This window comes from Paenibacillus sp. P4_E11, from assembly GCF_056401635.1.
The window spans coordinates 21,662-45,214 of sequence record NZ_JBFUIX010000018.1 but is presented as its reverse complement, the minus strand read 5'-3'; the positions used below and the strand labels follow the sequence as shown (position 1 = coordinate 45,214).

Genomic DNA, 23,553 nt, shown 5'->3' with positions numbered 1-23,553 from the left:
CGGCAGATCAGCCCTTATATTATTGTTTATCCAACGCCTTAATCAAACGGTGAATCATGGCCGCCGCTTCCGCACGGGTCGCGTTAGCTGCCGGCAGGAAGTTCCCTGCATCGTCCCCTTGGATGATGCCCAGCTTCACGGCTGTACGGACACCAGCCTGCGCCCAATCAGCGATTTGTTCTTGATCTGCGAATCCTTTTTCGTTACTCGCCTTAGCATCCGTTTTCACCAGACGCGAAATCACGAGTGCGAGCTCTTGGCGACTGATTGCCGCGTCCGGACGGAATAGTCCGTCTGCACCCTGGAAAATCCCTGCCTTCTCGACAGCGCCTACAGCATCCGCATACCAAGCGTCCGCTGGCACGTCCATGAAGGAGGTCTTTGCGTCCGTTTTTTTCAATTGAAGCATTTCAGCGAATAGTTTGGCAATTTGTCCGCGAGTCGTAGTACCCGATGGTTCAAACGCCGTATCCGTCACTCCGTCCACGATATGGTGCGACACCAGGTAGCGAATGTCTTGCTTTGCCCAGTGTTGACCCACATCTGTGAATGGACGCTCGAATTGCGCCAAGCCGAAAGTTCCTGATGCAGTGATCGCGATATCAATGGCTCTGCCTAGGTATTGCGGCTTCCCGTCCACGATCGCATACGCTCCGATCAACTCAGGTTCGTTCGAAGGAGTTGCTGCCAGCCTCAGTTCAAGCGGCTGGGTAGCCGTAAGCTCCACTTTTTGCCCATTCTTTTGCTTGGCTATCCCTACTTGGAGCACTTGGCTGGAAGCCGTATAACCGGATGGATAGGACACAGTTGTCGGCAACAAACTCAGCACCAGTGTCTCATCTTCTTTTAATGTAAAGGCTTGAGACGGAATCGTTACGACTGCGTCCTTATGCTGCAGCTTCACGGTATAGCCTTTGGATTGAATCGCCTTCCATACGTTGCCCTTCACGACTAGTGTATCCTGCTTAGTTGTAAGCGTCACACTGACTTCATTGTTCACTGCCGAATTGGACAGGACGACGAAATCCAGCTCCGCTTCATTCGCTAAGACGGAAGATCCGCCGCCACCACCACCACCACCTGCTGGAGGAGACGTTGGAGTAATTGTAGTTGCAGCAGTAGTAAACGTATAACTCGAGTCAGCATTCAGCACGTTACTGCCGCTGTAATCGAACAAATTGCCTTTGACGATTACTTTGTATGTCGTGCCCTTGGCGAGTGCTGTTGTCGGTTTCAACGTCAGCTTCTTGGTTAATTGTATGGAATCATCTTCGATGAACCAACCGCTTTGGTTGTTGCTGTCCAGCAGTTGAGCATTCCTCAGAGAGACGTCTTCCTTGTAGCCTTTCATATGCTGGTACACGAACGTCACGTCGACTGCCGTCTCCACGCCTCCCTGCACCTTCACAAGCCTTATCACATCGCCGTTCATGCCGGTCTCTGCCATTGGACGATCGAAGACAATGTCGATAGACGAGCTGACACCCACATCCTGCGACCGGTCTGCCGGTGTAATAGAATCGATCTTCGGTGCCGTCGTACGTACTAGCGGCACGTTCAGCTGTGTTTCTGCAGGAGGTACGACCACCGTACGGGACGTGTAGTCTACATAGCCCTCTTTATTAAACAATACGCGCCAATTGCCTTGCAGGACATCCCAGCCGTATCGGCCTTCGACATCGGTGGTTTGCGGGTTGATTTGACCATAATTGTCAGCATCCCAGGTAGACCATTGACTCGTATTCCCTTGATATCGCTGCACGACTGCTGTGACGCCCGGCAAGCGGTTATCCAGGCTTCCTTCGAATACATATCCCGAAGGGTCGATCAGTACAATGACTTCCATCAGCGGTACCGTGACGGCCACGCCATTCTTCACGTATGTGAGCGTCAGCATCTGCTCCCCGTACGAGCTCCAGCCATACGGCACTCTACCTGTGAAGGTTTTGCCGTCTGCCGACTTGGTAAGAGTGATCTTACTGCCGAGGAAGGCGATAGAAGCTTCGTCCATGGCTTCTTTGAACATGACTTTCGTTTCAATCGGCGTTTTCTCCGTAATCGCGAACGTAGCTACCGAAACTTTTGGATTCAGCTTCACATCTACGTTCCAGCCTGCTGTAATCGTGACTTCATCGATTCCCGCCACGCCGGCCTTATACTTCACGGTTGCCGCTTCCGAAGATTGGCTATGATTATTCTCTATAACTTGTGCAGTGAGACGGAACTCGGCCTCCGCTGCATCCGCAGCTGCTGGCAGCACAACATCTGCATACCACCAACGGCCTTCCGCAGTCACACGCCCCAGGCTGATAGCTCCAGAAAAAATTTCCACGATGGAGCCCGGCTTGGTCGTACCGTACACTTTGATCTTCTTGTCCCCGGTAACCGCCGGAGCGTTCAAAGTGACGTACAATACACTAGTCGTTGCGATCTGTGTAGGTTCTTCTTGATGCCCATTAATGACCGGGTAAGCGATCGTTCGGATCGTGGCGTCGTCTGCACGCTCAACGCTCACCTTGAAACTGATCGAGCCGCTATCCCCTGCAGCCACATCACCGGTCGATACTTGAAGCAGCGATCCGGCTACGGCCACATTCACCGTCTTGCCACCCCATTCTACAGACCCATCCACCAACTTCACACTGGAAGGCAGTTCGAAATTCCATACGGTGTTGCCAGCTGGAGATGTCCCGTTGTTCTTATAATTCAAACGATAGGTGACATCTTTTCCATAGACGACCGTCGTTACAGACGGAGTAAAGCTGTTACCAGCACCCGAGAATGATCCGCCCTGCGATTGAAGCACGATCGACTGTTGTTCTGCACTTGTCGCGAGATTCTTCGTGACGGACGGATACCCATAGAGATTCGCTGTAAACGTATACGTGCCCGCAACCAATCCCCGGATTTTGAAATATCCATCGGCATCGGTTCTTGCCCATCCGCCGGTATGACTGCCGCTCGCGTACACAGACACATGTTTGAGCGGTTTGCTCTCTTTATCAACAACGATACCATGAATAAAATGATCATTCTCCAGGGCAATCACTGGGACCTGATGATCTGTGACTGGTTGCGTTCCGTTATACCCCGTGAATCCGATTGCTTGTACATGGACTTGCAATAAATTCGATTCGGCCAGGCGATCCAGCTTATAGTTGCCGTCCGCATCGGTACGCGCATAGGCATATGTGCCTCCCGCACTTGCCGACACTTCTGCGCCGGCAATCGGCTTGCCAGTCGTATCCACGATCCGTCCTGTATAGAAGACCGCAGGCTGTAAAGCCACCTCCAGCGTTGGAGTACCCGTGACAATGGATACTTGCGACAGGTACACGCGTTGGAAGCCAGGTACGGATACGTTGACCGTATAATCAGGCGCAGCGGCAATACTCGGCAGCGTCAGCGTGCCGTAATAGCCATATACATGCTGGGTAACCGAAACTGCTCCCTGTCCAGGATGCGGATACGGCGCATACACCCGTTCCGATACCGTCAGATGTTGATTGTAACCGGACAGGTTGCCTGCCTCCCAGCCGAATGCATTAGACGCAGACGAGCTATGCAAGTAATAGGATTCAAGCTGGTTCGTTTGGGTGCCTTCGGGCATGAACACTTTTAACGTGACATTGGCGATTTCCTTGGTTTTCTTATTCACATGAACAACTATCGGATTCCCCAAGTAATCGGTAGTCTCGTTGACAGTGAATGTGCTGGTCAAAGAATCATACAGACCCTCACCCCTAACCGAGATGGTATAGGTACCCGGGTTTAATCGCTTGAGCTCCGAGACTCCGGAATAAGTCACAAAGTAACCGTCCTGCCCAACATAGCCTTCTTTGCTTGCCGGGCCTGAGATCGAGACGCGCAGCGATTGGGCTACCGCCAGATCCGTCCCTTGCTCCAGCAGCCGGAGCTTCACATTTTGCAGCGTCAGCAAGTTAATCACAATACCGGCCTGCGTACTCCCGAACTCTGTTGTAATTCCCGATATTACATTGGTATAACGATCCGAGCCGATTACATGAATGATGGCCGTGCCTTTAGGCAATCCCGCTGCGGTGAAGCTACCGCTTGGATCGGCTACGACTCGCATGTAACGACCGTCGATGATCATTTCCACTACCGGATTGCCTGTGACCGCTTCGTTGCGCTGCTTGATTGTACCAGTCAAGGTTGCACCAACATTTTTATTCAAATCGACCTGCTTCTCCTCCGATTTGATGTCGGTCCCCTCTTTCACGAGGTAGGCTCGGACAGCTGCGATCTTTGTCATACCCTCTTTGACCTGGAATGTCCCGGTATATTTGCCTTGATCGAGCTGGAGGGCAACCTCCTCGGTCTTTAACTCCTCGCTATTCAGCTTCTTATAGGACACTACCGCCTTGGCGCTAATACCAGCTCCAGTAGAAGCAGCGAGCTCAATAGGCAGATTGCCGCCAATTTTCAGTAGTCCCGCGGAGCTTTCGATGGCCGATGTTGCCACTGTCAGCTGCGATACCGCAAATTCAGGTACGGTAAAATGAATCGTTTCGGATTCCGTGCTCCCTTTACTATTGACCGCTACGACCTTGAGATCATAGGTCTTGCCTGCCTTGGCTTCCGCATATGTGTAGGAGGTTCCCGTTACATTGCCTTTAATTTTCACCAACGCCTGGCCCTGCTCCGCCGCATACACATCATAATAGGATGCGCCGGATATAGCCGACCAGGTCAGCTTGAGCCCAAGGCCTGCAAAAGCGGCTACTGGTGCCGGTTTGCCTGGAGGCGAGTTAGGGTCTCCAATCGTAACAGGCTTGGAGATCGTGAGCGCTTCCTTAGGCCCGATCGGGTAATTGAGGTTGAGCAGGTAGTTGCCGGCCTGGTCACCAAAGTTGACAGAGATATTGCCCAACTCCTGTATACTGCGTGTTGCAGCCATCGTACCGTCTTCTCGGGTTAATGTAGCCGTACCCTGTAAATAAACAAATTGATTAAATACGCCCTCATACGGCTGGATCACTTCCTGCGCCCGCGAGCTGAGGTTGAATCCGTTGTCTCTGGCAACATAAGCGCGGAGAAACCTCAGATCTCCGCTCTTCGCAGTGGCGGAAGTGAACAACACTACTTGATTCGCAAATCCTCCAACAGGTCCTCCTCCACCTCCACCGCCACCGCCACCGACGTTAGGTTCAGGAGCGATAGAGGTGTAAATCGGGCTGTTCGGAACCTTATATTGCTGAATTTCGTTTAAGACCGGTTCCCCGATTACGCCAGTATATGAGAATACAGTTGGAGCTTGAATACTGCTGAAGCCGCTCTCCAGCTCGTAATACCAGGGCGTCTCATTCGGCTTGGTCTGCTCGATCATATAGTGAATGTTATACGTTCCTGGTGTCGTGTAGATCCGGTTAAAGGATTGATTGAAATTAAATCCTCCCTCCCCAATGACATATTGATCGATACCGCTGCTTCGGATGTAAAAGCCATTGAACGGTACCAGATTGCCGTTATTTTTCAACTCGACGGGAACCAATTGATCGTTCAGATCTTCAAAATGGACTGAGAAGGCTGGTTGATCCGGAATGGAGACTTGCTTCGAGTAATTATATCCATTTCCTTCAAGGTCTGTTCCGCCAAGTCTGAGCTCATAACTACCGGGTTCGCTTAGTAAATACGCTTTGGAAGGCCCCGTAGGCGAGCTCATGAGTTGCGTCCACCATGTGAAATCGGCTTGCAACGTTCTACTGCTCGTTTTTCCTACAAGTTGCGGAATCTTTTGAACCCTGCTGCCCTGTGTGGAGATTTCGCTTTTTACCAGTTTCTCTTCCACAGGCACTTGCTGCATGTTCAACAACTGCTGGCCCGTATACGATTGATTGACGATATATGTAACCGGTCTGTTATTGGAATCCATCAGGCTAGCTGCAACAAACAGGGCGTATTGCTGGGTTGGCGTAATGGATTTGATGTCGATATTCAATGCTGAATTATTCGCTGATGTATATATGGGATGCGCGCCAGACGGATCCTGAACCCATATGGCAGCATTAGCGATGTTAGTGAGCGTGTACCCTTGCGGTACTTCTATTGGGATGGTTTTCTGGACGCTCGCCTCTGCCCCAATGGACTGATCGAGCTCCAAGGACACCGTTGTGCTGGGAATATTCGTACTTACTAACTTCAATCGGTACTGTCCCGGCGGAAACTTGCCAAAAGGAATACCTATTAAACTGGTCGACTGGAGTTTATTACTCTTGCCGTTTTTATCGATAAGTTCATATTCGAATAATGCGGGCTGCTGATCAGCGACTCTGTCTACACGAGATAAAATATTGCCTAAAGAATCTTTGAAGTTGGGTCTGATCTGGATTTCTTCCGTTTGTGTTTGGCTATTGTAGCCTTTCACGAATTGGGGAGAGCCTTGAAATTGTTTTTCAAACTGCAAATAGGTATCTTCGGTAAAAGTCACATTGTCTCGGAAGAAACTATATGACCAATCCGCGTCAGTTACCCCAAAATACGCAATCCCTTTAAGTCCTCGGCTTACATACGCCTCCGTACCCGCATGTATAGCACTCAAAGTCCCTACTCCAATAGCCACATAACCGCCGAATGGGGTAACGCCAGGATGGGAGACCTTCACTAGATCGTCATCCATAGGCACAGATTGACCACTGAAGGCTTGTGTTGCGACGGACTTCCTCAGCGTGTAGGTCTTATGGGTTAGAATGTCGTTAAGAAACGCATAGGCCTCCAATTCTACGTTCGATGCCATCAGGACCGATACAGACTTGGTTACAGCGTCGAATTTAGATTTGAAGTAAGAATAGCTGGAATAGTAATCATTCCCATAAGGTGTAGAATACCCATATGCATTTTTAGCCACGAGTACGAAATCACCTGAAGCATCGGATTGATTGTGCGTAAATGTCAGCGCCTTCAATTGATCCTTCGAAAAATTCAAAGCAGAAATGTCTCCGCCTGTAAAGCTGTAATGATACACAATTTCCTTATTGGAGGAAGGCGAAGTTCCCTTGACGACCAGATCATACTTATTCCCCTTCAACAAATAAGCATTGGGAATAAAGAACTTGCCGTTCTTCACGGACGTACGGTACGTTTGGGATGGGCTTATTATACGCCCCTCTTCCTGTCCTGTGTAGTTTACATATTGATATTCATAGAGCACTACCTGCGCCTGGTTCAGCGCCTGTCCTGTCTCATCCTCCACGGCCGCTTGTATGCCGTTCAGATTCTGGGTTTCCGCAAACGCCGGCAGGCTGCCGCCAAACAGCAACATAACCGCAAGCGTGAGCTGTAACCATCGAAGTGATACCGTCTTACTCATTCTGTGTCATTCCTCCTAAACATAATTTAACAAAAATATTTCCAATTCGACTTCCATCTTACAAAACTTAGCATTACAATAGCATTACACACGATTAGCACTTATGACATATAAAGGATGTCGGTCCATGAGTCTACCAGATGATTTTTTTGCTACTTATTCCCCAAGTGTCCATCTTACCGATCCGAAACCGAATGTCATCCTGATTCATGGACTAGGTTTGGACAGCGGGTTATGGGCTCCCTTGCTGCCCTACTTATCGGACAAGTATAATGTCTCCACGTTCGACCTGCCTGGTCATGGGACTAGCATGAATCATGTACCAGTGACACCTTTAACCTGGGATATCCTGTGCGACAAGTTCATCGCTCACTTGGATCGGATTCAGATGGATAGCGTTCATCTCGTCGGCCATGGCTTTGGAGCCTTTCTCGCCATCAAGATCGCTCTGCACGACCCGCAGCGAGTACAATCGCTCAACTTGATCTCCATGCCCGGATTCATGCCGGCTGAATACTTGAAACGAAGCATCGATAATCGGAGCAAGTTCCTGCAAAGCAATGACAGTGCGAACTTAATCGAGCAGCTCCTGCCAACGCTTACGGTCCTGCATGAACGCGCCGATATACGCGCTCTCCTGTCGCAGGCCTATCAGCAAGTCTCGTCTGCTGATTACTTGCAGATGCTGCAGTTATTCGGCAGCAACGATACCATTGATGATTTAAGCCGTACGACAGCGCCTAACCTGCTGCTATGTGGCGAGAAAGACCGTCTGTATCCCCCCGTGCTGTCGGCCATCACGTCCAGCTATATTCGACATGGGCGTTTCCAAGTCATCCCCGACTCGGCCAACCTGGTCTTCCTGGACCAGCCTATGTGGACCGCCTATTGGCTGTGTGATCACATCGATGCAACCTCCGCAGGCATGCCCGCCCCTGTGACCGATGCATCTGAATCCATATCGGATGGCACGCTTGCCTTGCACAAGGTCATTCAACTAGGAGATCAGCTCCTGCTGAGCAACCAACAGTTGCATGTTCAATTCCTTCACACTTTCCGCGTTACCGTGAACGGCAGTGAGATTACTTCCGGTTGGAACAAACGTAGAGCCAAGCAGCTTCTGCTTTATTTGCTGCTATTTCCCAATGCCACGCGCCAGCAGCTGTATGACGATTTATGGCCGGACCGCGAGCTGCGCAAAGCGCAAAATGTTTTGCGAGTAAGCCTAAGCCATTTGAAGTCTTTGCTCGAACAGCATTCCGGGCGCTCAGAATTGCTGCGTATCGATCGGGAACATATTACGATCCAAGGAATCATCCAATGTGACTTGCTGGACTTGGTGCGCGATTTGCAGGAGGCTATGGAGGAAGAGGAGGAAAAGGCCAAGGAGGCTCGAATCTTCCGGATATGGGAGAAGCTGCCCCGTCTTGTTCTTTCCGGGTATGTGGATGATTGGATTCTCGGAACGCGGGACAATATCGAAAGACAGCTCGAAGCCCTGGAGATATGGATGGCAGACAGAGGTTTACGGACGGCAGGTTGCTATGCCACAGCTGTAGACTTTGGGAACAGGATGATACCGGGCCTCCTWCAGGTGGGGGATACCAGGTAGGTGACACTGTGCTCACTCAATAATAAAAAGCCGGCCCCCATTTGTTCCATGGGAGCCGGCTTCATTTTACTCGATTGGCGAATTGTCATGATTGTTCAAGTACTCGTTCTCCCGGCCTTCGTTCGTAGGATTGGAGTTCTTGACCTGGCTCAGCCGCCCGTTGCGCAGCTCGCCGATTTCATTCGTAGCCGGGGTTTGTTGATCCTCAGCTTGAGCATCGTGCGTACTATTGTTGTACTTGTTGGACATTCCGCATTCTCCCTTACATTCACAAATTGGCCAAATCACCAAAGGATAGTATGCGTCCATCAAGCGTTTCTTATGCAGGTCGAGGGTTGAACCCCGCTACGATACGATCAAATCGGGGCAAGCGCAACAGTTGACCGCGATTCCAGCTTGCGGATCATCTCGAACCACGCATCAGGCTTGGGATCGAGGATCGCGTAATAAGTGCGCAGAAATTGTACAACAAGCTCTGAAGGCAACTCCGACAAGCTCTCGTCATACGCCAGGAAACATAGATCGAGTTCATGCACGCCCTCCCCGTCCTGTTGCCAGGAAGGATGAACATATGGGAAATCCAGCCGTCGGTAACCTAGATGGGACAGTACCTCACGTCTCACGAACGGATTCATTGGCTTAATTCCACCGAAGCTATGAGTATCGATCAAGTACGGGTTGTAAATTTCTGCGAACATCCCGATCAGCTTACTCCCGCTCTCCTTCACGGTCCGCAACAAGTCCTGCTGTCTGTTGCGCGCCAGAAAGGGGCCAATCCCTAGACCTTCCCGCCCAATGATCGTAAAATCAGTCATGGCTACTTGCATATCTGGATAGTAGCGGTACTCGGTTGCCCCCACTACTTCTCCTTCATGGACGGCGGCGAACACCCGGATGCTCGCGTCCTGCAGCGGTTCCGCCCAAGCGCTCGCTTCCAGTACTTCTTCAGCAGGGAACACCTCGCCCATCAATCGGTGCATAGCGATAAAATTCGGATCGTCGATCCTAACGATTTGAACATATTCCATCTCATATTTCCCTCATTTCCGATAAATTCGATTGCAGCTTAGACGGCCTCTGATCTTCTATCTATATCTCTAGGCAGCAATATCGCCAGTACCCCTAACAGCGGCAAATAGGCGCACAACTTCATCATGAACGCGATACTCGTCGCATCGGCAATCCAACCTAACACCGCCGAGCCCAAGCCTCCAAGTCCGAATGCCAGCCCGAAGAACAGACCGGACACTAGACCGACTTTGCCAGGCAGCAATTCTTGCGCATACACCACAATGATGGAAAATGCCGAAGACAGCACGAACCCTGCACAAACGCACAAAACTGCCGACCAGAACAAATTGGCATAAGGCAGCGCAATTGAGAAAGGAGCCGTGCCTAGTATGGAAAGCCAGATGATTTTCCTTCGCCCATACCGGTCTGCAAGTGGCCCACCGAAGAACGTCCCTGCCGCGGAAGCAGCAAGAAAGGCGAACAAAAACCATTGCGAGTGCTGCACGGATACACCGTAATCGTCAATCAGGAAAAACGTGTAGAAGCTCGTAATACTCGACATGTACACATGCTTGGAGAACACAAGAAATACTAGAATGACCAGCGCCCACACAATCCGGCTCTGTGACAACTCATTGGTACGATTCACAGCACGATTGACCTTGCCTGCACCACCCGTTCGAGGCACTAGCAGTTGCCGACCGTACCAACCCGCTACGTAATATTGAATCACCATCGCTGCGATTGCTGCAAGAGCAAACCAGATTACGCTATGTTGTCCGATACGCACGAAGATCAGAGCTGTCATAATCGGACCAAGCGAGCTGCCTATGTTTCCTCCCACTTGGAAGATCGACTGGGCTAGTCCTCGTTGCCCCCCGGCCGCCAAATATGCGACTCTCGACGATTCTGGATGGAAGATCGCAGAACCGACCCCCATTGCGATGACAGCGAGTAGTATCATGGCGAAGTTGGGCGCCAGCGCCAATCCGATTACGCCTACTAATGTGAATATGACCCCGACGGGTAATATCATAGGACGAGGCTTAAGGTCCGAGGACAGTCCGACGGCAGGCTGCAAGATCGATGCGGTCATGTTCATCGCGAATGCGATCAAGCCGATCTGCCCGTATGTAAGCTCCATCGTATCTTTCAGTATAGGGAACAGAGCAGACACCGTCGATTGCATCGTATCGTTCAACAAATGCACGATGCTGATAGCAAATAATATAGGAAAGACGGTACTGTTCGTTGACATCGTTTTTGTTTCGGCTTTCGCCATTGTATCTCCCCCCGGCTGTCTTGCATGCTTGCGATTATAGCACGATCGAGGGGCAAGTCAAGGACTAAGTTACAGGCTGGTCATCGCTTCTTGATTCGTCTAGCCGCTTCATAGGCCTTTGTGTCAAAATTCCGACACCTTCCTTATTACAGCGCAGTCTAATGGAGCGATAAGTAGATTCCCCTATATGGGAACGCTACAATGTAAGAGAAGAGAGCTTGTGGAAAGCGATGTGACAGCATGTGGAAATGACAACTACTGATCTGCTGCAGGATGCAGAAACATTTATTCGGAATAGCTACAGTGAGATGGGGAACGAGCATTTAATACAGTCCAGATTGGCCGAAGTTGCCGCTCAGATTGCGAGCAAAGGCCATTATGATCATACATTCGAAGAAGTCGAGCATGGAGCGAGAATGGCTTGGCGCAACAGCAACCGCTGCATTGGCCGATTGTTCTGGAAGTCGCTGCAGGTAATGGATTTCCGCGGATTGGAGCATGAGGAAGCCGTATTCGCCGCTTTACTCCAGCACATTGCGTCTGCGACCAATAAAGGGAAGATCGTACCGACGTTGAGCCTATTCGCTCCCGCAATTAACGGACAACCGCAAGTGCGAATATGGAACCATCAGCTGCTGCGTTATGCCGGGTACGAGAATGCGGATGGCACTGTGCTCGGGGACCCTGCTTCGGTGCAGCTGACTCAGGCGGCCGAACGCCTCGGATGGCGTGGACTTCGAACTGCTTTCGACATTCTCCCGTTGATTATTCAGATCGAGAATCGTCCGCCCAAGTGGTTTCGTATCCCTCCAGAAGCCGTGTTGGAGGTTCCGATCCACCATCCCGAGTATGCCTGGTTTGATGAGCTGCACCTGCGATGGTATGCAGTCCCGATCATAGCCGATATGCAGCTTATGATCGGCGGAATTGCGTACACATGCGCCCCATTCAATGGCTGGTACATGGAAACGGAGATCGGCGCACGCAACCTCGCGGATACAAGCCGCTACAATATGCTGCCTGCAGTCGCCACCCGCATGGGGCTGGACACCAGTACAAACCTATCGCTATGGAAAGACAAAGCACTGGTAGAATTAAATGTAGCCGTGCTGCATTCGTATAAGCAAGCCGGGGTCAGCATCGTCGACCACCATACGGCTGCCGAGCAGTTCCAGCTGTTCGAACGAATGGAATCGCAAGCAGGGCGGGGTATAACCGGCGATTGGACCTGGCTCATCCCCCCTGTGTCTCCAGCGACGACTTCGATCTGGCAGCGTCCCTACAACAATGAGGTGTTGACGCCGAACTACTTCCCTCAGCCTGCCTTGTACTAGATGAGGCATCTGCTAATATAAATCCTTCTCTTGCACAGGCTTCTCAGCTATCTTGCGGACTACGTCCTCCAGCTCCTCGGGCTGCAGCAGCTCGACGGGTGAGAAGCCTTTCTCGAACCGAAATGCATCTCCCTCTATCAGGACGACATAACGTCCGTTAATATGCGCGATATGGAGACTGTCCCCATAGTCGGCCAGCTTGGCCTTCACAAGTGTCTCATCCAATTTGAATTTCAATTCAAGCTCAGGCTTCTCCTCAATCAGCCGCTGCGAGGCGTCGATCACTTGAGCCGGACTCCACTTCTCCTGCAAATTCCGCTTGTCGCTCGCCGCCCATAGCTCGATCTCTTTGGCTTCTTGCGCCTGCTCTGCGGACAAGTAGCTCGGGATGCGAATCGGGCTGTCGTCATAAGCCTCAGTGCCAGCAACGCCTGCGACCGCTTGCCACGAGGAAGGGTCGGCCTGCGTGTCGCCCGCTCCTTGATCCGCTCCACTAGCTCCCCAACTGCCTTCTCCTTCCGCTCCCTGACCCGCTCCAGCTTCCCGACCGCTGTCACCTTCCGCTCCTTGGCCCGCTCCGACTTCCCAGCCACCTGCAGCCCCAGCTCCAGAGCCTGCATCGGTTCCCCAACTGCCGTCACCCTCCGCTCCGTGGCCCGCTCCAGCTCCCCAACTGCCCGCGTTTCTGCGGTTAGAGCTGGCGCCTCCTCCCTGCCACTTGTTCTCCATATATTCCTGGACCATATCCAGCACTTGGTGGCTGATTAGTTCAGGCATCGACTTCTCGTAAGAGACGAACTTGAGGAAGTCTTCGAAGTACCTGGCGTGAGAAGCCTGGTGGACTTTCAACTCCCACTCCTCCAGCATGCCTTCTTCCGGCATATGCGGATACTGAATCGACTTCATGTTCTTCGCACTGATCGCCATCTCCACTTGGCTGATCAACGAATGCTCGTCCGAGATTCGCGCGATCTTCGGCTCGAAGTCGCACTTCATCACGAAGACAAACGGCTCACTTGATACCCGCTCCGCCCGAGCCCTAGCAATAATAAGCGCACCACCCCGGACAGCGCTTGTATCCATATATGTACGGACAAGCTCATCCGCGCAGCCGAAGTAATAGTCCTTCGTAGGTTCCGTACGAAGTCGATGGAACAAACTATAGTTAGGATTACTGGCCACGTCGTACCCAGGCTCCACGATGAATCGTCCAATCTTCGTTGGTGCTTGCTCCGAGTTCGGATGCTTCTCCACCTTGCGCTTGATGATGCGCGTAAACTCGCCATCGAGGAAATGCTTGATCTCGCTGCCCGCGTAAGTCTCCCGATCCAGCGTCTGATAATGCTTGAAGTGTTTCTCTGACCCCTCCGTCTGTATGACGAAGAATGATAAGTATTCTACTGTGAAATCCATTGCCCAACCTCCAGCTCATGATCTATCTTTACTCGGCCATACATGCCGAAATTCAGTTCTGTTGTATACTTTAACGGAAATTGAACGTACCTACAACTGTTAGAACTTACTGAACTTCGGAAGACAGCCGCTGCTGCACCGCATACAAAAAGCTCCGTTCCGTACTTTATTGATCTGCTTATTCGTGCTTCATTATATCTCCTCGACAATCGTCTAATGACATTTGCGATTACTATTCCGAGATTGGCGGCCGGACACCTTTCTTATCACTTAATTTGTACATTGACGCTCGTTCCCGTATCCATTAAAGTACATACTTATAAACGTTTGTTCCCGTGTATCGGAAGGAAAGGAAGTTCCCTACTATGAAAGCGATCAACATTCCGTTAAGCGAGTACGTGAAGCTGCTGTACGGCTACTTGAAGCCACAATGGAAAAGCATGCTTGTGCTAACCGTCCTGCTGTTGGCCGCGCTCGCCATGCAATTAATCAACCCGCAAATTATTCGTTATTTCCTAGATAACGCCCATTCCGAGCAGAGCAGTCGGTCACTTATTATAGCTGCCATTCTATTCATTGGCGTGTCGCTTCTCCTACAGTTGGTTACAGTCATTGCGGCTTACATTGGGGAGAATGTGGGCTGGATCGCGACGAACAGACTACGTGGAGATGTGGCATCTCACTGCATGAGCTTGGATTTGTCTTTTCACAAATCCCATACAGCAGGTGCAATCATTGAACGCGTGGATGGTGATATTAATGCGTTAGCCAACTTCTTCTCCAACTTCGTCATTACGCTGATGAGCAATGTGCTGCTGGTCGCCGGTATTCTTGTGCTGCTGTTCCGCGAAGGCTGGGTTATCGGGTCGGCGATGTCCGTATTCGTCATCCTGGCGATCTATGCCATTAACTATATTCGCAAGTTCGCTGTCCCCTATTGGGGCAAAATGCGGCAGATGAGCGCGGAGTTTTATGGTTTTCTAGGCGAACATCTGGAAGGGACCGAGGATACCCGAGCCAACGGCGCCACACCTTATGTGATGCACCGCTTTCACTCCCTTCTCCGCAAGTGGCTGCCAATCCGGCAAAGGGCTTTCTTCGGCTGGGCGTCGATGTGGATCACGACACTGATCGTATTCGCGATCGGGAATGCCATTGCGTTCGCCGTGAGCGCCTATATGTGGAAGTCGGGCGCCATTTCGCTCGGCACGGTGTACATGATCTTCTATTATACCGAACTGATGGCGAAGCCAATCGAGAAGATTAGGACACAGATGGAGGACTTGCAAAAAGCCGATGCCAGTATTGTTCGGGTACGTGAGCTGATGGAGACGAAGTCGGAAATTCCGGATGACGGCATCGGAACCAAGTTGCCGGAAGGTCCGCTATCTGTGCAGTTTAACCAGGTTTCGTTCGGCTATGAAGATGGCGTGACGAACCTTCATGAACTGGACTTCCGGCTCGAGCCAGGGAAGGTGCTCGGCGTATTGGGCCGTACCGGCAGCGGCAAGTCAACGCTTGCGCGTTTGCTGCTACGGTTCTACGATGTCCGCGATGGCGCGATTCTACTCGGCCATGTGCCTATGCGTGACGCGCGGCTCAAGGACTTACGGTCGCGTGTCACCCTCGTCACGCAAAACATTGAGATCTTCCAGGGCACCGTGCGCGATAACCTGACCTTCTTCGATGAGTCTGTGGCGGATCATCGCATTGTTGAGGTGCTGACCGAGCTCGGTCTGGACAGCTGGCTTCATTCGATGCCTGCCGGGCTCGATACGCAGCTGGAATCAGGTGCCGGCGGCTTATCTGCTGGGGAAGCGCAGTTGCTCGCCTTCGCCCGCGTCTTCTTGTCCGACCCGGGTCTCGTCATCTTGGATGAAGCTTCCTCGCGGCTCGACCCTGCCACAGAGCAGAAGATGGAGGCCGCCATCGGCAAGCTGCTCCACGATCGAACATGTATCATCATCGCACACCGGCTAGCCACGATTCAGCGTGCCGACGCGATTCTCATCCTGGAGGAAGGCCGTATCGCGGAATTCGGCAGCCGAGCACGCTTGGCGGCTGATCCGGACTCCCGGTATAGCCGCATCCTAACCGCAGGAATGGAGGAGATGCTTGTATGACGACGTTCCAATTCTTGTGGCGGCTCATTCGTTACCGCCCTTGGTTATATGTAGCGAATGCCACGGCCTGGTCGCTCATTTACTTAGCGCCAGTGCTGCCCGGCATCGTGACCAAATGGTTCTTCGACATGTTGTCCGGCGAAGCGGCTTATAGTTTCGGGATCTGGACGCTTGTCATCTTCTTACTAGTGGCCGCAGTGGTGCGGTCGGTGTTAATTATATTGGGTTTCGTTACGGACGTTCAATTCCGTGCTCGCATGGGTGGGCTATTGCGTCGCAATATGCTCAGCCACATTCTGAAGGAGCCTGGCGCCAAGGCTATCCCCGTATCGCCAGGCGAAGCGATCAGCAACTTCCGCGACGATGTGGAGCAATCCGAAGAGATGGTCAGTTGGTCGGTCGATGCATTCGGCATGACGACGTTCGCCGTCGTCTCCTTCCTGATCTTGTTGAACATCGACGTTAAGATGACGCTGCTCGTGTTCGTGCCGCTCGTGCTCGTCGTCACAGCAGCCCAACTGTCAACCGCACTGCTGCAAAAGTACCGCGCCGCGAGCCGGAAGGCAACGAGCCAAGTAACTGGCGCGATCGCCGAGATGTTCGGCGCTGTTCAAGCGATTCAGGTCGCGGGCGCAGAGGATCGCGTCATCGGCCGGTTCCGTCTGCTGAACGATCAGCGCCGCAATGCGATGCTGAAGGATAAGCTGATGAATCAAGTGCTGGAATCGGTGTTCTCGAACAGCGTTAACATAGGCACCGGGCTTATCCTGCTGTTGGGTGCCCAATCGATGCGCGATGGCAGCTTCACAGTAGGCGACTTCGCCTTGTTCGTCTATTACTTGACGTTCGTGACGCAGTTCATTCAGAACTTCGGGAAGTTCCTAACGTACTACAAGCAGAGCGAAGTGTCCAAGGAGCGGATGGGTGAGCTGCTGCAGAACGCCCCGGCTTCCAAGCTGACCGAGCCGCATCCGCTATTCCTGCGAGGTGAGTTGCCGCCGCTTGAAGTCCCGGTGCGGTCCGATAGCGACCGACTGGATCTGCTGGAGGTGAGCGGGCTGACGTACCGCTACCCGGAAACCGGCCGAGGCATCGAGGGCATCGACCTGCGTCTGCCCCGTCACTCGTTCACAGTGATCACGGGGCGTATCGGGTCCGGCAAGACGACACTCGTCCGGACGCTGCTCGGACTGCTCCCGAAGGATCAGGGAGCGGTGTTGTGGAACGGCCGGGAGGTCTCCGACTCCGGCAGCTTCTTCGTGCCGCCGCGCAGCGCGTACACGCCCCAAGTGCCGCGGCTGTACAGCGACACTTGGCAGCGCAACGTGCTGCTCGGCGTCGAGGAGCAGCCGGGGCGGCTCGACGCGGCGATTCGCTCGGCGGTGATGGAGCAAGACATCGCCGGGTTCACTGCCGGGCTCGACACCGTCATCGGCCCGCGCGGGGTGAAGCTGTCGGGCGGCCAGGCGCAGCGCACGGCGGCGGCCCGCATGTTCGTTCGCGGCGCGGAGCTGCTCGTCTTCGACGACTTGTCGAGCGCCCTCGACGTGGAGACGGAGCGTAAGCTGTGGGAGCGGCTCTTCGAGCGGCGGGAGGCGACGTGTCTCGTCGTCTCTCACCGCAAGGCCGCCCTCGCTTACGCTGACCGTATCCTCGTCCTGAAGGACGGGCGCGTGGAAGCGGAGGGCTCGCTAGAGGAGCTGCTCGCCACCAGCGATGAGATGCGCCGGCTCTGGAATGGCGAAGCGGAGTAAGCCGCGTAGGCCGCATGCGCTGACGCTGAACGGCACAGGCGCGCCCTGCTATTCCTATACAACGGAATATTATGATCTTAAGACGAAGAACGTCCCGATCCATTCTCACGAATGGACCTGGACGTTTTTTATTTCGAATGTTGTTCAGCCGCTATCAACCTATTACTTCAGGGTACGGCTGAACGAGAAATCATTCGTCTGGCCCGGTTGCTCGCCCGTCCGCTGCGTCCTATCGATGTGACGTAGCCCAGCATCAACCATCGCACCGCAGTCCGAGCCCTGCAATCGTTATGCTAAAAAAGGTGGTTGTCCGCTGTAACCGCACCGAACGGTAAATATTTCGTGATGTTTGAGCTTCAACTCGCCATACAGGCTTGTAGAGTGAAAAAGCTGCAATTGTACATCATTTTTTGTGTTTTCATAGGTTTCCGGGGAAAATCCTGCAAATACATGATTTCTGCTTGAATTGCTTCTTTGCGGACGGATCCTACTAAAATTGATGTATTATTGCAGGATTCCCTTCAGAAACTAGTCGAGTTGAGAAAAAATACTGCACTTTTGCAAGATTTACAGAATTATTGATCGCTAACAAAAGAAAGGGAACAGCTCACAGAAGCTCATATGAAAAAATCGGCCTACGGCCATGTCATTGGTGGCTGCTCTTTCGCGCAGAGTTAGACGAATTTTCCGTCTATCTCGGACTCGGAGCGATCTGTTGCTTCCGAGTTCAGTACGTGGAATTGATCGAGTCATCCGTTATCCTATAGTCTAGTAAAGAACACAAAACAGCTAATAGAAGAACTCATTATGCTTATTTCTCTGGAACCAATATTCCCCTGAAGCTGTTGCTGTTGCTGCTCCTGCTCCTGCTCCTGCTCCTGCTCCTGCTCTTGCTCTTGCTCCTACTCCTCCGGCTGTCCGGACGCTTTCCTCAGCTCATTCGCCAACCGGTGGAACTCCTCCCTGGCCTCGGTGACCGAGGTCGCTCCATAAGCTGCGGCAAGGAAGGCGATCACTTTGTTGGCATCGTCCTTGTCCATCACAAAAGCAATCGTATTCCACCCCCCTTCGTTCCCGTAACCATCATTCAGATCAACTTGGATCCCATTGACGCTTATATCGTTCATGTGCTGATAAATATGCAGAAAATCAGCTTTTCGCCCGCCGCTCCAAGCATATGTCTGCCAAAACTTCGAACAAGCCCCAGCTGCCCGCACCGCTTCTACTACGGCGAAGGAGCCATAGACTCCCGTCGTAAACGCCGGGGTCGCCTCGCTTGCCGCTCGAATGTAGTCCACCACAACCGGCATCTGCGAAGATGTCGCATCGAAGTCAACGGTAAAATAGATCGTACTGCCTTGCGGCTGCCCGACTGCATCTGCTGTTAAAGCAGCGGTCCTGCCATCGACCAAACCAGCAGCCCGTCCACCAAGCGCACGGTCAGCGGTCGTTTCGAATACCGATACGACCTGAAGACCGGCCTGATTGATCGTCACCGCTTCTTCCTTGGTCAACCGCTTCCAACCGCTTGGCACCAAATACCTGCATGCAAATTCGAAACCATCCGACTTGAATGCGGATGCGACAGCACTAGTCAACGGTGTCGCACAGTCTATACCTTTGGATAGTACCATTCAATCATTCACCTCCATCTTGATAGCTTCCTCTATATTATGTTGAGGCCGCTCTATGTGGATGTGCTTCTGACTTGATAGGGTTGAGATGGAAGTCCAATTTGGGAAAAGATGTGCAACAGCCGGACAACAAAAAAAGACCCGAAGCCCTCCACGAGACTAATCTTGCCCCACAGATTGCGAGTCCAGATTAGCTCCTGAGAAGATCTCGAGCCTTCTTATTGGTCTGTCTTTTTACTCTTAAATGCGCATGCGTTATTGCTCGAACCCGGTGGCGTCTGCTGCCGCTAGCTCCAGCTGTAACTCACGTTGGATTCGGCCATTGGACGCCAGCACATGGCGAACTTGAAGCGAATAGGGGCGACCGAGCGTGTCGGTCACTTCTCCACCGGCCTCGCGAACAAGCAACGCGCCTGCGGCGATGTCCCAACTGTTCAAGCCGATCTCCCAGAAGCCGCTCAGCCTTCCTGCCGCTACATAAGCCAAGTGAAGCGCTGCCGAGCCTACAACACGCACGTTGCGAACTTTGGGAGCCAGAGCTTGCAACCCTTTCATATTTACGGGAAGTGTACTATTCGTCCCCGCCGGGAATCCGGTAGCAATGAGTCCCTCTGCCAGCTTCTCTTCGCTCGATACACGCATCGGCTTGCCTTTCAGGTAAGCGCCCTTGCCTTTCTCCCCAACGAACAGCTCGTCATGGAAAGGATCATAGACGACCCCGACAATCACTTCCCCTTTATGCGCCAATGCTATAGACACAGAGAAGAACGGGAAGCCATGCACGAAATTCGTAGTTCCATCTATAGGATCGACGATCCACAAATATTCAGCTTCACTAGCTTCTTGCAATGCTTGTATAGACGCTCCTGCACCGGAGCCAACGCCTTCTTCTCCCAAAAACGCATGTGTTGGAAAGTGGGTTTTGATCAAGTTACGGATCAGCGCTTCCGAACCACGGTCAATCTCCGTTACGAGATCCTGTGCCGAGCTCTTCACATCCAGCTTCGTGTGCGCGCCGAGCTTGAGCTTAATCCATTCGCCCGCCTTGGCCGCAGTATTGATGGCAACCGCTGTAAAACTTTTACTTCCTACTGTATAAGATTCCAAATCTTCTTTATTCAAGGGCAACTCACTCTTTCTATGATTGCGTTACAATTACTATATAATATTTTCGCTATAAAATCCTCAGCGTTTCACCCAAAAAGGTTTGTGTTAAGCGACAAAAGGCCAAAAGAACTACAAAATACGCCTATAGTCCTACACCAAGCCGCTCCAGATAAGCTTACAAGCCAACACAATAAGTGTCACACGCAACAGCCATAGCAACCCATTGCCACTAATTCGCCTTACGATCCGCGCCCCTAACCAACCACCGAGCCAAGCACCCGGAGCGAGAGCCAGCACCAGCCAGCCGTCTACATCACCGTGGTACATATGGGTCATGCTTCCGAGAATCGAGGAAAGAAAGATGACGAACATCGACGTCGCAGTGGCCACATGAGCAGGATAGCGGAAGAGCAGCACCATCGCTGGGACGAACAGCGAGCCTCCACCGATACCGAACAGCCCTGAGATGAGGCCTACCCCGAAGCCGACAACAAGCGCCAACGGAATGTTGTAGCCGTACTCAGCCGTTACCCCTTGTGCGTCGGTGAACTTGCGTTGAATCGGCCATTTCACGTTCATGGGCTTCATACGGTTTTTGAATATAAGCAATGCCGAGATGAACAGCATGAACAGTCCGAACACGAGCTGGAACGTATGTTGTTCGAATTTGCTCGTAAGCGATGCACCCAGCATAGCGGCCGGCCCACTCGTGATGAAATATAGCCATGCACTCTTGAAGTCGACCTTCTTGTCCTTCATGAATGTGAGAGTCGAAGAAGCCGCTGTGAAGATGAGCACGGTTAATGAAGTACCTACAGCGAGTGTGGTCGGAATGTCTTGGTCGAGTAACTGAGGCCCGATATAGATCAATACCGGTACGATGATAATACCACCGCCCAGACCGACGATACTGCCGAATGTGGCTGATACCGCGCCGAGCAGAAGTAGAACGGCGAATGCTAGGAATGACATGATGCTGTCGCCCCTTTCCTACAATGAAACATCCGTCCGACGGTTAGTCTGTCAGACGGATGCAGATCATTCGATATAATTACACGCCAACGATGTGATACCCATTGTCTACATAGATGACTTCTCCGGTAATCCCGCGCGACAAGTTGCTCATCAGGAACATCGCCGTATCGCCTACTTCAGCCGTCTCTGTTGTGCGGCGTAGAGGAGCCTTCTCCTCCACTTGCCGGAGAATCGAGTTGAAGTCCTTGATTCCCTTGGCAGCCAGCGTACGGATCGGTCCTGCGGATATGCCGTTCACGCGAATATTGAATTGTCCAAGATCGTTCGCCAAGTAACGGATACTCGCTTCCAACGCTGCCTTGGCCACACCCATAACGTTGTAGTTCTTCATGGCCCTCTCTGCACCGAGATACGTCATCGCCATGATACTGCCGCCTTCTGTCATGAGCGGGTATACACGCTGGGCTATCGCAACGAGCGAGTAGGCGCTTATGTCATGAGCAAGGGCGAAGCCATCCCGTGAAGTGTCCACGTACAGTCCGTCCAACTCCTCACCCTTGGCGAATGCGATACTATGTACGAAGCCGTGCAAGGTACCGAAATGCTCCTTCAGAGAACCCGCTAGCGTATCGATCTCCGCATCAACAGTTACGTTGCAGGGAAGTACGATTGGTGAATTCGGGAGCGTCTCCGCGAGCTTGCGCACGCGCTCTTCTACACGTTCATTCTCATACGTGAAAGCCAGTCTAGCTCCATGGGACGCCAAAGATTGTGCAATCGCCCAAGCGATACTCCGATCGTTAGCTATCCCCATTACCAATATATTTTTACCATCCAACAGTTGACCCATTCGTTCGTTTTCCCCTCTCCACCGCATGAAGTCATCTTGCAGAACCACTCTCTGCGTCAGGCTTGTCAAGTAAGGTTCTACTTTAAAACGTACCCCATTTCCCACCATATATCAAGAGTTTTCCACTCTATTGTGTCGGAATACTCACAACAGCTCGATCGTCGTCTGATCCCGCACTCGAACGCCGCCACAGTCCTTCAACGTATCCATCAGCGCGAACAGAGCACGATCCTTCATTTTGGCCTCAATCATCACATCAAGCTCTGGAGTAAACAGTTGGATGGAGCGCAGAAACTGTAGCAGCGTCTCGTGGTCCACATAGTCCGCATGTCCCCTGGGGTCCTTCTCGCTCTTAGGGCTGGAGACGTGAATTTTGGGTGGTACAGCTTGCCCCGTCCAAGTACGCAGCACCCTCTCCCACAGCGCATCACCGAGCGTACCCCCACCGTTGTTCACATGATGGTGGTGAATGTCCAGAACCATAGGGATGTTGACCCGCTCGCACACTTCAAGTGTTTCTTGAGCGGTAAACGTTTTATCATCATTCTCCAACGTAATATACTGCTTAATATGCGGTTCCAGACGTTCGAAGTTGGTGACGAATCTATCACAGGCCGCTGGTTTATTGCCATACGCTCCACCGATATGAATGTTGCACTTGGCTCGTGAATCCAGTCCCATCTCATCCAACATCCGGACGTGCCGCTGCAGGTCTTCATAAGAGCTGAGCAGCACTTCTTCCCGTGGGGTACTCAATACGGTGAAATGGTCCGGATGAAAGCTCACCCGCATGTTGTGTTCCCGTACGTAATTCCCGATTGCTTGAAAAGAAGGCGCAAGTGTCGGGAACGGATCCCAGTCGACAAGCTGTCCGTGACCGATTAGAGGGATGAGCTTGGAAGAAAACCGATATAGATGAACCTCATAAGCGCGATTATGGCGCAGCAGACGGAGCGTATTATGAAGATTCTCCTCCGCGATCCTTTCAAGTTTGAGAATCGCTGCTTCCCGATCCGCCAGCTTCTCGAACGAGGTCCAAGTCATCGTCTTGGAAGGAGATGCATTGTCTACAATCGTGGACATCGCAACGTAACCGAATCGTACAATCATCGAAAGCAGATACCTCCA

At 52.2% G+C, this 23,553-nt stretch carries 15 protein-coding genes and 1 pseudogene; 5 read left to right on the top strand and 11 right to left on the bottom strand.

From position 1 onward, the window contains the following. Window positions 1-19: 19 nt before the first annotated feature. A complete protein-coding gene (locus AC1DWB_RS09785) occupies window positions 20-7,330 on the bottom strand; it encodes a carboxypeptidase regulatory-like domain-containing protein (RefSeq protein ID WP_477540864.1) in 7,311 nt (2,436 codons plus the stop codon). A 127-nt stretch (window positions 7,331-7,457) separates the two neighbouring features. Here AC1DWB_RS09785 and AC1DWB_RS09780 point away from each other — a divergent pair, with 127 nt between their 5' ends. After that, window positions 7,458-8,942: an alpha/beta fold hydrolase gene (locus AC1DWB_RS09780; RefSeq protein ID WP_477540863.1), complete on the top strand. Its 1,485-nt coding sequence runs from the start codon at window positions 7,458-7,460 to the stop codon at window positions 8,940-8,942. A gap of 66 nt (window positions 8,943-9,008) precedes the next feature. Here AC1DWB_RS09780 and AC1DWB_RS09775 read toward each other — a convergent pair whose 3' ends face one another. The 3 genes from AC1DWB_RS09775 to AC1DWB_RS09765 all read right to left on the bottom strand — a co-directional run bounded on the left by AC1DWB_RS09775 (window position 9,009) and on the right by AC1DWB_RS09765 (window position 11,235). Then, on the bottom strand, window positions 9,009-9,191 hold the full coding sequence (locus tag AC1DWB_RS09775; protein ID WP_477540862.1) for a hypothetical protein: 183 nt from the start codon (window positions 9,189-9,191) through the stop codon (window positions 9,009-9,011). A gap of 107 nt (window positions 9,192-9,298) precedes the next feature. Next, a complete protein-coding gene (locus AC1DWB_RS09770; protein WP_477540861.1) occupies window positions 9,299-9,970 on the bottom strand; it encodes a GNAT family N-acetyltransferase in 672 nt (223 codons plus the stop codon). Between the two features lie 38 nt (window positions 9,971-10,008). Further along, complete coding sequence (locus AC1DWB_RS09765; protein ID WP_477540860.1) at window positions 10,009-11,235, bottom strand: MFS transporter; 1,227 nt, start codon at window positions 11,233-11,235, stop codon at window positions 10,009-10,011. Window positions 11,236-11,483: 248 nt separating this feature from the next. On the opposite strand from AC1DWB_RS09765, the gene AC1DWB_RS09760 reads away from it, so the two are divergent. After that, window positions 11,484-12,569: a nitric oxide synthase oxygenase gene (locus AC1DWB_RS09760; protein WP_477540859.1), complete on the top strand. Its 1,086-nt coding sequence runs from the start codon at window positions 11,484-11,486 to the stop codon at window positions 12,567-12,569. Window positions 12,570-12,581: 12 nt separating this feature from the next. On the opposite strand, the gene AC1DWB_RS09755 is transcribed toward AC1DWB_RS09760, so the two are convergent. Beyond that, window positions 12,582-13,298 carry a DUF3898 domain-containing protein gene (locus tag AC1DWB_RS09755; RefSeq protein WP_477540894.1) on the bottom strand — a complete coding sequence of 239 codons (717 nt, stop codon included), beginning with the start codon at window positions 13,296-13,298 and terminating at the stop codon, window positions 12,582-12,584. Next, a pseudogene (locus tag AC1DWB_RS09750) lies at window positions 13,284-13,982 on the bottom strand (DUF3900 domain-containing protein); the annotation flags it as partial. The gene AC1DWB_RS09755 and the pseudogene AC1DWB_RS09750, both read right to left, overlap by 15 nt. Window positions 13,983-14,347: 365 nt before the next feature. On the opposite strand from AC1DWB_RS09750, the gene AC1DWB_RS09745 reads away from it, so the two are divergent. Genes AC1DWB_RS09745 through AC1DWB_RS09735 form a run of 3 tightly spaced genes read left to right on the top strand, consistent with a single transcriptional unit; the run spans window position 14,348 to window position 18,100 of the window. Next, the gene (locus tag AC1DWB_RS09745; RefSeq protein WP_477540858.1) at window positions 14,348-16,105 is read left to right on the top strand and encodes an ABC transporter ATP-binding protein; all 1,758 of its coding nucleotides are present in this window, start codon (window positions 14,348-14,350) and stop codon (window positions 16,103-16,105) included. Then, window positions 16,102-17,859, top strand: coding sequence for an ABC transporter ATP-binding protein (locus tag AC1DWB_RS09740; RefSeq protein WP_477540857.1), 1,758 nt, complete (start codon window positions 16,102-16,104; stop codon window positions 17,857-17,859). Before AC1DWB_RS09745 ends, AC1DWB_RS09740 begins: the two co-directional genes overlap by 4 nt. Beyond that, window positions 17,843-18,100: a hypothetical protein gene (locus tag AC1DWB_RS09735; protein ID WP_477540856.1), complete on the top strand. Its 258-nt coding sequence runs from the start codon at window positions 17,843-17,845 to the stop codon at window positions 18,098-18,100. Before AC1DWB_RS09740 ends, AC1DWB_RS09735 begins: the two co-directional genes overlap by 17 nt. A gap of 661 nt (window positions 18,101-18,761) precedes the next feature. On the opposite strand, the gene AC1DWB_RS09730 is transcribed toward AC1DWB_RS09735, so the two are convergent. The 5 genes from AC1DWB_RS09730 to uvsE form a co-directional block, all read right to left on the bottom strand. After that, complete coding sequence (locus AC1DWB_RS09730; protein WP_477540855.1) at window positions 18,762-19,493, bottom strand: DUF1906 domain-containing protein; 732 nt, start codon at window positions 19,491-19,493, stop codon at window positions 18,762-18,764. 255 nt (window positions 19,494-19,748) lie between these two features. After that, on the bottom strand, window positions 19,749-20,615 hold the full coding sequence (locus AC1DWB_RS09725; protein WP_477540854.1) for an inositol monophosphatase family protein: 867 nt from the start codon (window positions 20,613-20,615) through the stop codon (window positions 19,749-19,751). A 135-nt stretch (window positions 20,616-20,750) separates the two neighbouring features. Then, window positions 20,751-21,572 (bottom strand): sulfite exporter TauE/SafE family protein, encoded by an 822-nt coding sequence (locus AC1DWB_RS09720; protein ID WP_477540853.1) that lies wholly within the window; start codon window positions 21,570-21,572, stop codon window positions 20,751-20,753. 79 nt (window positions 21,573-21,651) lie between these two features. Next, complete coding sequence (gene fabI / locus AC1DWB_RS09715) at window positions 21,652-22,425, bottom strand: enoyl-ACP reductase FabI (RefSeq protein ID WP_477540852.1); 774 nt, start codon at window positions 22,423-22,425, stop codon at window positions 21,652-21,654. A 144-nt stretch (window positions 22,426-22,569) separates the two neighbouring features. Beyond that, window positions 22,570-23,535 (bottom strand): UV DNA damage repair endonuclease UvsE, encoded by a 966-nt coding sequence (gene uvsE, locus AC1DWB_RS09710; RefSeq protein ID WP_477540851.1) that lies wholly within the window; start codon window positions 23,533-23,535, stop codon window positions 22,570-22,572. Between the last annotated feature and the right edge of the window lie 18 nt (window positions 23,536-23,553).

Coding starts and splice junctions, on each gene's coding strand:
- AC1DWB_RS09740 (WP_477540857.1), top strand. CDS start 16,102: ATGACGACGTTCCAATTCTTGTGGCGGCTCATTCGTTACCGCCCTTGG.
- AC1DWB_RS09720 (WP_477540853.1), bottom strand. CDS start 21,572: ATGTCATTCCTAGCATTCGCCGTTCTACTTCTGCTCGGCGCGGTATCA.
- AC1DWB_RS09770 (WP_477540861.1), bottom strand. CDS start 9,970: ATGGAATATGTTCAAATCGTTAGGATCGACGATCCGAATTTTATCGCT.
- AC1DWB_RS09730 (WP_477540855.1), bottom strand. CDS start 19,493: ATGGTACTATCCAAAGGTATAGACTGTGCGACACCGTTGACTAGTGCT.
- AC1DWB_RS09745 (WP_477540858.1), top strand. CDS start 14,348: ATGAAAGCGATCAACATTCCGTTAAGCGAGTACGTGAAGCTGCTGTAC.
- AC1DWB_RS09755 (WP_477540894.1), bottom strand. CDS start 13,298: ATGGAGAACAAGTGGCAGGGAGGAGGCGCCAGCTCTAACCGCAGAAAC.
- AC1DWB_RS09760 (WP_477540859.1), top strand. CDS start 11,484: ATGACAACTACTGATCTGCTGCAGGATGCAGAAACATTTATTCGGAAT.
- AC1DWB_RS09735 (WP_477540856.1), top strand. CDS start 17,843: ATGGCGAAGCGGAGTAAGCCGCGTAGGCCGCATGCGCTGACGCTGAAC.
- fabI (WP_477540852.1), bottom strand. CDS start 22,425: ATGGGTCAACTGTTGGATGGTAAAAATATATTGGTAATGGGGATAGCT.
- uvsE (WP_477540851.1), bottom strand. CDS start 23,535: ATGATTGTACGATTCGGTTACGTTGCGATGTCCACGATTGTAGACAAT.
- AC1DWB_RS09785 (WP_477540864.1), bottom strand. CDS start 7,330: ATGAGTAAGACGGTATCACTTCGATGGTTACAGCTCACGCTTGCGGTT.
- AC1DWB_RS09765 (WP_477540860.1), bottom strand. CDS start 11,235: ATGGCGAAAGCCGAAACAAAAACGATGTCAACGAACAGTACCGTCTTT.
- AC1DWB_RS09775 (WP_477540862.1), bottom strand. CDS start 9,191: ATGTCCAACAAGTACAACAATAGTACGCACGATGCTCAAGCTGAGGAT.